We start from the raw sequence: 13,192 nt of genomic DNA, 5'->3' as shown, positions 1-13,192 counted from the left end.
AGTTGTCGAGATATGGCGCCCCCCGTCCTTTGCGTATACTGCAAGCTATGTTCGCCCATACTGCTTTGCGCCAGCGTTGCGCCAAATGGCTTTTCGCAACCGGTCTCTTTCTGTTGCTCGGTGCCTGCGTTGAAAAACCCAGCACCCTCGAGCGCGTGAAGGAGGACGGCGTGCTGCGCGTGATCACCCGCAACAGCCCGGCCACTTATTTCCAGGACCGCAACGGCGAAACCGGCTTCGAGTACGAGTTGGTCAAGCGTTTCGCCGACGATCTTGGCGTCAAGCTGGAGATCGAGACCGCCGACAACCTCGACGAACTGTTCGACGACCTGGGTAAACCGTCCGGTCCGGTGCTGGCAGCGGCCGGCCTGGTCAGCAGCGAGCGGCGCAAGACCCAGGCCAGGTTCTCCCATCCTTACCTGGAAGTGACCCCTCAGGTCATCTATCGCAACGGACGCTCGCGCCCCACAGACCCCAAGGGATTGGTCGGCAAGAAGATCATGGTGCTCAAAGGCAGCAGCCACGCCGACCAGTTGGCCGAACTGAAAAGGCGGTATCCGGGCCTGGAATACGAAGAATCCGACGCGGTCGAGGTGGTCGACTTGTTGCGCATGGTCGACGAAGGGCAGATCGACCTGACGCTGGTCGACTCTAACGAACTGGCGATGAACCAGGTGTACTTCCCCAACGTGCGGGTGGCCTTCGACCTTGGCGAAACCCGCAACCAACGCTGGGCGGTCGCCCCGGGCGAAGACAACAGCCTGCTGAACGAAGTCAACGAATTCCTCGACAAATCGCAGAAAAACGGCACCCTGCAGCGTTTGAAAGACCGCTATTACGGCCACGTCGACGTGCTCGGTTACGTGGGCGCCTACACATTTGCGCAGCATTTGCAGCAGCGCCTGCCCAAATACGAAAAATACTTCAAGAGCTACGCCAAGGTCGAACAGGTGGACTGGCGCCTGCTCGCAGCGATCGGTTATCAGGAATCCTTGTGGCAACCGGAAGTCACCTCCAAGACCGGCGTACGCGGCTTGATGATGCTGACCCAGCGCACCGCCCAGGCAATGGGCGTTTCCAACCGCCTGGACCCGAGGCAGAGCATCAAAGGTGGTGCCAAATACTTCATGCTGGTCAAGCAGCAGCTCGACGACAGCATCAAGGAGCCAGACCGTACCTGGTTCGCCCTGGCGGCCTACAACGTCGGCAGCGGCCACCTTGAAGACGCGCGCACGCTGGCCAAACGAGAAAAGCTCAACCCGAACAAGTGGCTGGACGTGAAGAAGATGCTGCCGCGCCTGTCGCAGAAACAGTGGTACCGCCAGACCAAGTACGGTTACGCCCGTGGTGGCGAGCCGGTGCATTTCGTGGCCAACATCCGCCGCTACTACGACATCCTCACCTGGGTGACCCAGCCGCAGCTCGAGGGCCAGGTGGCCGAGGGCAACCTGCACGTACCGGGGGTCAACAAGGACAAACCGGCGGAACAGTCGCCGCCGATGTAGGCGCTGCCTTGTGTTGCGAAAGGCCCGCACAGCTGTCCAGGGTTCAGTATTGAGGCATTAAAGGCGGGGCTGCCTTGCAGCCCTTTCGCGACACGAGGCCGCTCCTACACCTTGGCGCGCCGCGCCTTGAAGAATTCGCTCAAGATTGCGCCACATTCCTCGGCCAGCACCCCACCTTCGAACATTACCCGATGGTTCAGGAAGCCCTGGCTGAAAAATTGCCCCTGGCTCTGCACGATGCCGGCCTTGGGCTCCAGCGCGCCATACACCACCCGGGCCACCCGCGAATGCACGATCAGCCCTGCACACATGCTGCAAGGTTCCAGGGTCACATAAAGGGTGCTGCCCGGTAGACGGTAATTGCTCGCAGACTTTGCCGCCGCGCGGATGGCGACCATCTCGGCATGGGCACTGGGGTCGCTGTCGATGATCGGCCGGTTGAAGCCCTGCCCGATCACCTGGCCGTGCTGCACCAGCACCGCGCCCACCGGCACCTCGCCCAGCGCGGCACCTTGTGCCGCCAGGTCCAGGGCCATGCGCATGAATTCCTGATCACGGCTGCGATCGATGATCTGTGGGCGCATCAGACCACCGCAATCGCGGCCATCAGGCCGGTTTCCATGTGGTCGATGACATGGCAGTGGAACATCCAGGTGCCTGGATTATCGGCCACCAGCGCCACCTGGGCCCGCTCGTTCTTGCCCAGCAGGTAGGTATCGGTGAACCACGGCTCGACGATCTTGTGCCTATTGGAGGCAATGACCTTGAAGCTCATGCCATGCAGGTGGATCGGGTGCTGGTACTGGGTCATGTTCTTCAACTCGAAGATGTAGCTCTTGCCTTTTTGCAGCGTGGCGATCGGCCGGTCGGCGCAGGTCTTGTCGGTGATGTCCCAGGCTTGACCATTGATCTGCCAAAGGCTCGGCGGCCTGCCATTTTCGGTGTTGACCGAAACCTTGCCCACCCATTCGAAATTGAAGTTCAGCTTCTCGGCATTCTCCAGGTCCGGCTCGGCCACAGGGTTCGGCGGCAAGGCAGGCGGCCAGTCGCTGGGCGCATCGTTGCTGGCTACCGAGCGCAAGGTGCCCAAGCGCACGAAGCCGTCGCGCAGGGAAATCTCTTCACCTGCCTCGGGGATGCGGATCGCCAGGCAGATACGCATGCCTGGCCCCAGCCAGTACTCGTCATCGAGCACACGCGGGGTGACCGGGTTGCCATCGAGGGCGTAGATTCTGGCCTCGTGATTGCCACCCTTGAGGTTCAGGCGATAGGTCCAGGTGTTGTCCAGGTTGAGCAGACGCAGGCGCACCACCTGCCCGGCCGGTAATTCGGTGACCGAGTCAGCCTGGCCATTGATGGTGATCAGCCGACCGGCGGTACCATTGCGCGCCGCTTCGCGGGGGATACTGAATGGCAGCCAGGCACCCTGCTCGTCCACGTGCCAGTTCTTCAGGCTCAGCGTGCGCTCATGCAAAAACCCGGTTGGCTCACGCTCCTCGACGATCAGCGGGCCTACCAGGCCGCGGCCGAGTTCTTCAGAGCTGCTGACGTGCGGGTGGTACCAGTAGCTGCCGGCGTCAGGCACACGGAACTTGTAGTCGAAATACTCGCCCGGCTTGACCGGCAACTGCGACACATACGGCACACCGTCCATTTCCAGCGGCAGGCGGATGCCATGCCAGTGAATGGTGGTTTCCACCGGCAGATGGTTGATGAACCGTACCCGCAGCCAGGTGCCCTGGCGAACCCGCAACTCGGTACCTGGCGCCGACGGGCCGAACGCCCAGGCCTCGGTCTTGAAGCCGGGCACAAGCTCGACCTCCAGGGGCGCCGCGATCAGCTCGTAGTCGTGCCCGGCATTCTCGTCCTCGACCTTACCCAGCCAGTACCGCGCTGCGCCTCCGGCGCCCAGGCCTACTACAACCAGGCCGGTCAGGCCCTTGAGCATTTGTCGACGGGTGAAGGACATCGGTGCGGGTACCTCGTTTAAGCACAATCAAGCTGCCAGCACGGCTGGCGATGAAGGGCGAATACGATACACCTGCAAATGGGAAAGATTAAGTGAAGTGTTGCATAGCGCTGCCCTGAGCACACCTGGCAGGCACTATATACCGCCACCACGGCACCGTTTCTGCCACTTTCCGGCCCTCACCCTCGACCCTTGAGAGCCCTTATGTTACTTGGCAAAACGCAACCAGATACCCTTGATTCGCTGACCAAGCTGGCCAGGCAAGTGAGTGAAACGTGCCCGGACATGCGCCAGATGGCGCGAGAGGTCGCGCAGCAGATCCTTGACCGGCATGGCTTGCAGGCACATGACCCCGACAGCGTCTATCTGCACCGGTTTCACACCGCCGTCAGCAGCCCCAGAACCTTCAACGGATGGCAACATCTGGACCCACCGTACGAGTCCCTGACATTGCCCCAGCTGGTCATGCACCGCTTCGATGCCAATGATCAGGACAATGCCGACTTGCTCGGCTACCTCGTCGGTTTCTACAGCGATGGCCCTGGCAAAGATGCCTACGACGAGCTCAACGAAGTGCGACTCGACGCGAGGAATGTCCTGGAGCACTTCTGGAGCGTCGATTTCGCCAGTCACTTCAAAAGCCGGTTGAAGTCATTCTGGTCAACACATTCCGAGAACTTTCGTACATTGGCCAAGGCCAACTTCCTGAGCAAAGTGCTAGACGCCTGTGCACAGGACCCCACGTCAGGGCTTGCAAAGTGTTGCCGGGAAGTCACCCAAGCCTTGGTGGGAGACATCTCCTGGCCGCCTTCGATAGAAGCACTGCAACATCAGTCTGCAACGGGCAAGGGTATTCGTGCATGCACATTCGATATCGGCGGACATGTGGCTACGGATATCCTGCGCGTACAAATGCAAGATGGCAGGCAACTTGTCTACTTGCCCGGCGATGTCGATGCATTGCAGGTGTTCGAGAATGATCAGGCGCTGTTCTGGTGGGTGCTCAACCACTGCAATCAGGCCGAAAACCGGGCCCGCTTCATGGCGCACTTCTCCCTCCAAGATCGTGACGAGGGCAATACCAGCATCGGGCTCAACCACCTTGTCGACCTGCTGTATCAAGGCTGGGGAAAAGATGATTACTCCGGCCTTAACACGCTCGATCAGCGAATCGATGGCGATGTTTTTAGCTGGCTGCGCGACAAAGCCCATCAGCGAATGCTCGATGATGCGCACGTTTCCCTGCGCTCGAATGACGATTTGCGCAAACAACTGTGGATCGGCTACCTGAGGGCGTCGCTGAGAGTCTTCGGCCCCATGGCTGCGGTGGACTGGCCCGTTGCGTTGGCCCTGGTGGGTGCCGGCATGGCAGAAACTGGCCTCAATATCGATCAAGCGATCAGTGGCCATACAACCTGCGAACGCAAGGCAGGCGTAACAGGCGCAATTCTTTCGGCCATCGAAACCCTGTTCAACGCCACGTTTCTCCTGAGTGCGCCGGGGCAACCCATTGCAGAACTGGCCGAGGTCACTGAAGCAGGCACAGGGAAAAACCTAGGTTCGGCAGAAGATCCAGCCACGGCCGGCGAAGTGGTCCAGGGCGAGGAGGAGGATGCCAGCGTGACGGATGCGGTGAAAGCCTGGGTCCCTGCGCCGTTCCAGCCCGCAGAAGGCTGGCCGTTGCTTAGCCCATTCGAAACCAACGTTCTACTGAGCGGCGAGCCCGGCACAGGAGCACTCCAAGGTATCTATACGCAGGATGGGCAGTTCTATGTACTGATCGACGAGCTACCCTATCAGGTGCGCTTTGCGCCCGAGCTGAAAACCTGGGCCATTGTGCCTCCCGAGACCCCCTTCTCTTTCTACAAAAGCCAGCCCATCCGGCTGGATGACGAGGGCCATTGGTATCCCGTCGACCGGGGCGGGCTCAAGGGTGGCATGCTCCCGAGGCTTAAAATCTGGGGGCGCCGCGCCACCGGGACAAGCCAGCCTGCGCTAGCCGCCACACCTTACGAAGTGCCTGCCGACTTGCGCGCCTCACTCAAAGACGTGGCAGACGAAGAGCTAACAGGGGTGCGAATCAATATTCATGACCCTGACAGGCTAGCGGCCGTCGCTCGCTTTCTCACGCTTCGCGAGCAACTGGCTACGGATGCCCGCGACTTCATGGCTACTGTGCAAGCGCCTGCGCGCCCTCGATTACCAGACATAATCCCCGGAACAACGCCAAAACAGATCCTGCAAAACATCTATGAGAACAGCCAGGGCCTGGTGGTAGGCGAGGCGCATAGCAGCCTGGGTAGCAAGCGCTTCTTGATCGACAACATGGCTGTGCTACGCAAGCTGAAGGTCAAGACGTTGTACATGGAACATTTCACGACCGACTTCCAGCAGGCCGACCTGGACGCCTTCAACCGCAGCGGCCAACTGCCCACAGCGCTGGACCGCTATATCACCGCACAGGACTTTGGACACCAGACCGACCTGGCAGGCCGATACACCTTCCGCCGGGTATTGCTGGAGGCGCAGAAAAACGGCTTGCGTATCCAGTCCATCGACTGCATGGCAAGCTACCGCCAGGCGTGGGCAACGCCACCATCCCCCGTGGCACGTCAGGAGATGATGAATTTCTATGCTCACCTGATCATCGAAGCTGACCAGGCTGCCCGCGGGCCAGGCAAATGGGTCGCATTGGTCGGTAACACCCATGCCAATAACTTCCATGGCGTTACAGGCCTGGCAGAAACCGAAGGCGTGGTAGGGTTGCGCGTCGAGGATACTCCGGTCGGAGGCGTCGACAGCTATGCGGTCGACCCTGGTGTAGACGCGCCAGAAAAGGGGGGCAAAGTCTGGCACCTGAAAAGCGACATACGGCTGCGCGCCTCGATTGAGCCATTCACCACAGCGGCGACCGATTTTGAAACATTGCTGATCAGGCCGGGTGACTACACCTTTGAACATATCGACAGCGACACGTACCTGATCAATCGCAGCCGCGACCTTAGCCTGCGCCGTACCCCCGTCAAACGCGATGGACGCTTCTATTACATCGAGCGACCAGACTGGCCGACCATTCATGAGCGACGACTAGAGCATCTTTCCGATCTGGACATCTTCCTCAGGATGCGGGGCATGCGTCATGTAGCCCATTGAAGACCATCAACCACTTTGCGAACCGCAAACAACAAGGGCGCCTTGCGGCGCCCTCGTGGCTCAACTCATTCCCACTCGATAGTGGCCGGCGGCTTGCTCGACACGTCGTAAGTCACGCGCGAGATACCGTCGATTTCGTTGATGATACGGCCGCTGACGGTTTCCAGCAGGTCGTAAGGCAGGTGCGCCCAGCGCGCGGTCATGAAGTCCACGGTCTCGACAGCACGCAGGGCCACGACCCAGGCGTAGCGACGGCCGTCGCCCACGACACCAACCGATTTCACCGGCTGGAACACCACGAAGGCCTGGCTGGTCTTGTGGTACCAGTCGGCCTTGCGCAGCTCTTCGATGAAGATGTGGTCGGCGCGACGCAGGATGTCGGCGTACTCCTTCTTCACTTCACCGAGGATACGCACACCCAGGCCTGGGCCCGGGAACGGGTGGCGGTAGACCATGTCGTACGGCAGGCCCAGCTCCAGGCCGATCTTGCGCACTTCGTCCTTGAACAGTTCACGCAGCGGCTCGACCAGCTTGAGGTTCATTTCCTCCGGCAGGCCACCCACGTTGTGGTGCGACTTGATCACGTGGGCCTTGCCGCTCTTGGCGCCGGCCGACTCGATCACGTCCGGGTAGATGGTGCCCTGGGCGAGGAACTGGATGTTGTCCAGTTTGCTGGCTTCGGCATCGAACACGTCGATGAAAGTGCGGCCGATGATCTTGCGCTTCTTCTCCGGGTCGGCTTCGCCTTCCAGGTTGTCGAGGAACTGCTTCTCGGCATCGGCGCGGATCACTTTGACGCCCATGTTCTCCTTGAACATGGCCATCACCTGGTCGCCTTCGTGCAGGCGCAGCAGGCCGTTGTCGACAAAGACGCAGGTCAGCTGGTCGCCGATGGCGCGGTGCAGCAGCGCGGCTACCACGGAGGAGTCGACACCGCCAGACAGGCCCAGCAGGACGTTGGCCGAGCCGACTTGCTGACGCACCTGGGCGATGGCGTCTTCGACGATGTTCGAAGGCGTCCACAGGGCTTCACAGCCACAGATGTCCTGCACGAAGCGGGACAGGATGCGACCGCCTTGCTTGGTGTGGGTCACTTCCGGGTGGAACTGCACGCCGTAGTAGCCGCGCGCGTCGTCGAACATGCCGGCGATCGGGCAGCTCGGGGTGCTGGCCAGGATGTTGAAGTTGCCCGGCATCTGGGTGACCTTGTCGCCGTGGCTCATCCACACGTCCAGGCCCAATACGCCGTCGCCATCAACGTGGTCTTCGATGCCGTCGAGCAGACGGCTCTTGCCGACCACGTCAACGCGGGCATAACCGAACTCGCGCAGGTCCGAACCTTCGACCTTGCCGCCCAGCTGCTCGGCCATGGTCTGCATGCCGTAGCAGATGCCCAGCAACGGTACATTCAGGTCGAACACGGCCTGCGGTGCACGCGGGCTGTTGGCTTCGTGGACCGACTCGGGGCCGCCGGCGAGGATGATGCCGCGCGGGTTGAATTCGCGGATCGCTTCATCGTCCATGTCGAACGGGTGCAGTTCGCAGTACACGCCGATTTCGCGCACGCGGCGGGCGATCAGCTGGGTGTACTGGGAACCGAAATCGAGGATCAGGATGCGGTGAGCGTGAATGTCGAGGGCCATGACTCAATCTCTGGTGCAGCTGCAAGCGTCTAGCTGCGAGCTGCAAGTTGATCGGGGAAAACGCGGTAGCTGCTGCAACGCAACTACCGCTTGGAGCTTGAAGCTTGCTACTTACCGCTGGAGGCTTCAGCCGACCCGGTAGTTAGGGGCTTCTTTGGTGATCTGCACGTCATGCACGTGGGACTCGGCCATGCCGGCACCGGTGATGCGCACGAATTCCGGCTTGGTGCGCATCTCTTCGATGGTTGCGCTGCCGGTGTAACCCATGGACGAACGCAGGCCGCCCATCAGCTGGTGGATGATCGCGGCCAGGGCGCCCTTGTACGGTACGCGGCCTTCGATACCTTCCGGTACCAGCTTCTCGGCGCCGGCCGAGGAGTCCTGGAAGTAACGGTCAGAGGAGCCTTGCGCCTGTGCCATGGCACCCAGCGAGCCCATGCCGCGGTAGGCCTTGTAGGAACGGCCCTGGAACAGCTCGACTTCACCCGGGGCTTCTTCGGTACCGGCGAACATCGAACCCATCATCACGCAGGAAGCACCGGCGACGATGGCCTTGGACAGGTCACCCGAGAAACGGATGCCGCCGTCGGCGATCAGTGGCACGCCAGTGCCTTCCAGTGCCGCTGCAACGTTGGCGATGGCACTGATTTGCGGTACGCCGACACCAGCGACGATACGGGTGGTGCAAATCGACCCTGGGCCGATACCGACCTTGACGGCGTCAGCACCGGCTTCTGCCAGGGCCTTGGCCGCAGCGCCGGTAGCGATGTTGCCGCCGATCACCTGAACTTGCGGGTAGGTTTCCTTGACCCAGCGAACGCGGTCGATCACACCTTTGGAGTGGCCGTGGGCAGTGTCGACGACAACCACGTCAACGCCAGCCGCTACCAGGGCGGCAACACGCTCGCCGGTGTCCTTGCCGGTGCCGACGGCAGCGCCGACGCGCAGGCGACCCTGGTCGTCCTTGCTGGCCAGCGGGTAGGCCTTGGCTTTTTCGATGTCCTTGACGGTCATCATGCCCTTGAGGCTGAACTTGTCGTCGACGATCAGGACTTTTTCCAGGCGGTGCTTGTGCAGCAGCTCGCGGACTTCGTTCTTGTCGGCGCCTTCGCGCACGGTGACCAGGCGCTCTTTGGGCGTCATCACGTCGCGCACCTTGGCATCCAGGCGGGTTTCGAAGCGTACGTCACGGGAAGTGACGATACCGACCAGGTCGCCGTTCTCCAGCACCGGAACACCCGAGATGTTGTTCAGGCGGGTCAGGTCGAACAGGTCGCGCACGGTGGCGTCGGCTTCGATGGTGATCGGGTCCTTGACCACGCCAGCCTCGAACTTCTTGACCTTGCGGACTTCGCCGGCCTGCTGTTCGATGGTCATGTTCTTGTGGATGATGCCGATGCCGCCTTCCTGAGCCATGGCAATGGCCAGGCGCGCTTCGGTCACGGTATCCATGGCGGCGGAAACCAGAGGGATGTTCAGCTCGATGCCACGAGTCAAACGGGTCTTGAGACTGACTTCATTGGGCAGTACCTCGGAGTAGCCAGGTACAAGGAGGATATCGTCGAAAGTCAGGGCTTCTTGGCTGATACGCAGCATCGCGGGGGCTCCCGGGCGGGAAAAATGGAAGCGCGCCATTATACTCATCCACGGCGCGCCGCTCAATGCAAAATAAGGGCCTTCGGTCAGCGTTCTGGCAGTTTTACCTGCACCACCGCCACCGGCTGGTCCAGCCAGTCGGCGAAGCTGTCGAGAAAGGCCTGGGTAAACCCGGCCTCGCCCCAGTTGTTGAAGATGAACCCCAGGTTGGAAAAGGCACATGGCTGCAGGTAAATGAAGCCATTGATGTCGTCCTCGAAGCCGCACAAGGGGCAGGTGAAGTTGTCACTCACCCCCGGCATCCACTCTTCCAGGCTTTCGAACAAGGGTTCGCCCACCTCGCGCCGGCACTCGGGGCAGCCGGCTTCTTCGAGGAAACCCTCGGTGGGGGTATAGATGCAGCGCTTGAGCATCACTTCCAGGCCGTTGACCGGCGCGCCAAACGGCAGCTTTTGCGGGTGCAGGGCGATTTTGCGCGCGCCTTCGGCCAGGGCATGGCCCATGCGGTTGCCGGTGCGACCGCAAGTGGTCAGTTGCTCCTCGACCACTTTTTCGCGTACCAGCCAGCGCAGGATGGCCCGGGCGCGGGCCTCGTGCACCGGCACGGTGGAGAGTTTCGGGACGATGATGCTCTGGGTGTTCATGGGCGAAACGGGCCTGGGGATTGCGGTAATCGCGCAATTCTACCGCTCACGCGCTCAGGTAGCGACCGATCAGCGCAAGGCCGCGGGCGGCGCTCGATTCATCAACGCTGCAACACTCAAGGCATCACCCGCCCCCACCCCGCTCCTCTATTATCCACCCCCAAAATCTCGCCCCTTGCACTTGGCGCTCCCCACCCACCCCCTTATCATGCCCCCATGATCAAAGACCCCTTCGAACGACTCGGCCTGGACCGCGAGGTTCTCACCGTCAGCCAGCTCAACGGCCGCGCCCGTGTGCTGCTGGAAGACGTGTTCCGCAGCGTCTGGGTGGAAGGCGAGATATCCAACCTCGCCCGCCCGGCCTCCGGCCACATGTACTTCACCCTCAAAGACAGCGGCGCCCAGGTGCGCTGCGCGCTGTTCCGGCAGAACGCCACACGTGTCCGCCAGGCCCTGCGCGATGGCCTGGCAGTGCGTGTGCGCGGCAAGGTCTCGCTGTTCGAAGGCCGTGGCGACTACCAGCTGATTCTCGACACCGTCGAACCGGCCGGTGACGGCGCTCTGCGCCTGGCCTTCGAGGCACTGAAGGAAAAGCTCGGCGCCGAGGGCCTGTTCAGCGCCGAACGCAAAAAGCCGCTGCCCGCCCACCCGCAGCGCATCGGCATCATCAGTTCGCCCACCGGCGCGGTCATCCGCGACATCATCAGCGTGTTCGGCCGCCGCGCCCCGCAGGTCGAACTGAACCTGATCCCAACAGCAGTACAGGGCCGCGAAGCCATTGCGCAGATCGTGCGCGCCATCCGCCTGGCCGACAGCCTCGGTTTCGATGCCCTGATCCTGGCCCGTGGCGGCGGGTCGCTGGAAGACCTGTGGTGCTTCAACGAAGAAGCCGTGGCGCGTGCAATAGCGGCCTGCGTCACGCCGATCGTCAGCGCCGTGGGCCATGAGACCGACGTGTCGATCAGCGACTTTGTCGCCGATGTGCGCGCCCCTACGCCCTCTGCCGCCGCCGAGCTGCTGGCACCCGACAGCAGCGGGCTGCAGCAGCGCCTTGAAGGGTTGCAGCGGCGCCTGCTGCTGCGCATGCAGAACCGCCTGGCCCACGACCGCCTGCGCCTGGAATCGCTGACCCGGCGCCTGCGCCACCCCGGCGAGCGCTTGCGCCAGCAGGCACAGCGCCTGGACGACCTGGACATGCGCATGCGCCGCGCCTTCCTGCAGAGCCTCAACCAGCGCCGCGAACGCCTGGCGCGCCTCGACACACGCCTGGCCGCGCAGCATCCGGGGCGTACGCTGAAACTGCTCAGCCAACGCCTGGACAGCCTCGCCGAGCGGCTGCCGCGGGCCATGCGCGAGGTGCTCAAGGACCGCCGCCAGCGCTTTCAGGCGCAGTTGCAGACGCTGCAGGTGGTCAGCCCGCTGGCGACCCTGGCACGCGGCTACAGCATCCTTCTCGATGAGCGTGGCCAGGCCATCCGCAGTGCCGAGCAAACCCGCAACGGCCAGCGCCTGACAGCCCGCCTGAATGAGGGCGAATTGCAGGTGCGGGTCGAGGACAACCACCTGACTCCGGTCACCCTTTCCCTACTGGACTGACACATGCCCCGCCTGTTTGCCCCTCTGCTTGCCCTATCCCTGTTGTTGCTGGCCGGCGGCGCCCAGGCCAGCTACATCACCCGCATCCTGAACAAGCCCGTCCCGGGCGGCGTTGCCGTGGTCGATCTGGGCCCGGCGGCCACGGCGCCGAGCGCACGCTTCGACGGCAAACCGGTGCTGGTGGTGAAAGAGCAGGACAACTGGCTGGCCATCGTCGGCATTCCGCTGACGCACAAGCCCGGCCCGGCCCTGCTGACCCAGGGCGGGCGCAGCCTGCCGTTCAGCGTGGGCAACAAGAAGTACCCCGAGCAGCACATCACCCTGAAGAACAAGCGCCAGGTCAACCCCCACCCCGCCGACCTCAAGCGCATCGACCGTGAACTGGCCGAGCAGATCAAGGCCTACCGCAGCTTCAGCCCGAACCTGCCGAGCAACCTGGTCCTCGACAAGCCGGTCAGCGGCCCGCTGTCGAGCAAGTTCGGCGTACGCCGCTTCTTCAACGGTGAAGAGCGCAACCCCCATGCGGGGCTCGATTTCGCGGTGCCTGCGGGCACGCCGATCAAGACACCGGCCAATGGCAAGGTGATCCTGGTGGGTGATTATTTCTTCAACGGCCGCACGGTGTTCGTCGACCATGGGCAGGGCTTCATCAGCATGTTCTGCCACATGTCGAAGGTTGATGTGAACGTGGGGCAGCAACTGCGTCGCGGCGATGTGGTGGGCAGGGTTGGCTCGACCGGGCGGGCGACCGGGCCGCACATGCACTGGAATGTCAGCCTGAATGATGCGCGGGTGGACCCGGCCATCTTCATTGGTGCGTTCCAGCCCTGATACCGTAGCGCCTTCATCGCCGGCAAGCCGGCTGCCAACCCCTTCCGGGAGCTGGCTTGCCGGCGAAGAGGCCAGCACCCTCGCCTGCGTTAGCTTGATTTGCGCAATCAAAAAATACAGCGCAATAAGCTCGAATCCCGAGAGAAATAACAGCCATAAAATCTCGCTATTTAGCTTTTTTTAAGCATTTATCTCAATTTTTCGCCAGTGCTTGCCATCCCTCACCCCACTGGTTAGGGTTGAAGGCATGAAAAC

9 protein-coding genes are annotated in these 13,192 nt (G+C 62.0%); 4 read left to right on the top strand and 5 right to left on the bottom strand.

The window, feature by feature from the left end; genetic code table 11:
- The first annotated feature begins 47 nt into the window (after nucleotides 1–47).
- On the top strand, nucleotides 48–1,505 hold the full coding sequence (mltF, locus tag IWW33_RS16505) for a membrane-bound lytic murein transglycosylase MltF (RefSeq protein ID WP_174142347.1): 1,458 nt from the start codon (nucleotides 48–50) through the stop codon (nucleotides 1,503–1,505).
- A gap of 104 nt (nucleotides 1,506–1,609) precedes the next feature.
- Here mltF and tadA read toward each other — a convergent pair whose 3' ends face one another.
- Both tadA and IWW33_RS16495 read right to left on the bottom strand, forming a co-directional pair.
- Nucleotides 1,610–2,089, bottom strand: a complete 480-nt coding sequence (gene tadA, locus IWW33_RS16500; protein WP_115273981.1) for a tRNA adenosine(34) deaminase TadA — start codon at nucleotides 2,087–2,089, stop codon at nucleotides 1,610–1,612.
- Entirely contained in the window at nucleotides 2,089–3,474 is a 1,386-nt protein-coding gene (locus IWW33_RS16495; RefSeq protein WP_115273980.1) for a multicopper oxidase family protein, read from the bottom strand. Before IWW33_RS16495 ends, tadA begins: the two co-directional genes overlap by 1 nt.
- A gap of 204 nt (nucleotides 3,475–3,678) precedes the next feature.
- Between IWW33_RS16495 and IWW33_RS16490 the strand changes: the two genes are divergently transcribed.
- Nucleotides 3,679–6,627, top strand: a complete 2,949-nt coding sequence (locus IWW33_RS16490; RefSeq protein ID WP_174142346.1) for a membrane-targeted effector domain-containing toxin — start codon at nucleotides 3,679–3,681, stop codon at nucleotides 6,625–6,627.
- A 65-nt stretch (nucleotides 6,628–6,692) separates the two neighbouring features.
- Here IWW33_RS16490 and guaA read toward each other — a convergent pair whose 3' ends face one another.
- The 3 genes from guaA to IWW33_RS16475 form a co-directional block, all read right to left on the bottom strand.
- On the bottom strand, nucleotides 6,693–8,270 hold the full coding sequence (guaA, locus tag IWW33_RS16485; protein ID WP_012316007.1) for a glutamine-hydrolyzing GMP synthase: 1,578 nt from the start codon (nucleotides 8,268–8,270) through the stop codon (nucleotides 6,693–6,695).
- Nucleotides 8,271–8,396: 126 nt separating this feature from the next.
- Entirely contained in the window at nucleotides 8,397–9,866 is a 1,470-nt protein-coding gene (gene guaB / locus IWW33_RS16480) for an IMP dehydrogenase (RefSeq protein WP_008094438.1), read from the bottom strand.
- A gap of 86 nt (nucleotides 9,867–9,952) precedes the next feature.
- A complete protein-coding gene (locus IWW33_RS16475) occupies nucleotides 9,953–10,510 on the bottom strand; it encodes a hypothetical protein (protein WP_046784400.1) in 558 nt (185 codons plus the stop codon).
- A gap of 216 nt (nucleotides 10,511–10,726) precedes the next feature.
- On the opposite strand from IWW33_RS16475, the gene xseA reads away from it, so the two are divergent.
- Together xseA and IWW33_RS16465 are read left to right on the top strand one after the other, a co-directional pair.
- Nucleotides 10,727–12,106, top strand: a complete 1,380-nt coding sequence (gene xseA / locus IWW33_RS16470; protein WP_046784402.1) for an exodeoxyribonuclease VII large subunit — start codon at nucleotides 10,727–10,729, stop codon at nucleotides 12,104–12,106.
- A 3-nt stretch (nucleotides 12,107–12,109) separates the two neighbouring features.
- Nucleotides 12,110–12,937: a peptidoglycan DD-metalloendopeptidase family protein gene (locus IWW33_RS16465; RefSeq protein ID WP_174141541.1), complete on the top strand. Its 828-nt coding sequence runs from the start codon at nucleotides 12,110–12,112 to the stop codon at nucleotides 12,935–12,937.
- Nucleotides 12,938–13,192 lie beyond the last annotated feature (255 nt).

The sequence above is a fragment of the Pseudomonas sp. M2 genome (assembly GCF_015751845.1).
GTDB classification, from domain to species: Bacteria; Pseudomonadota; Gammaproteobacteria; order Pseudomonadales; family Pseudomonadaceae; genus Aquipseudomonas; species Aquipseudomonas putida_E.
Note: the sequence above shows the minus strand (reverse complement) of the source record. Positions and strands in the feature narration are given on the sequence as shown.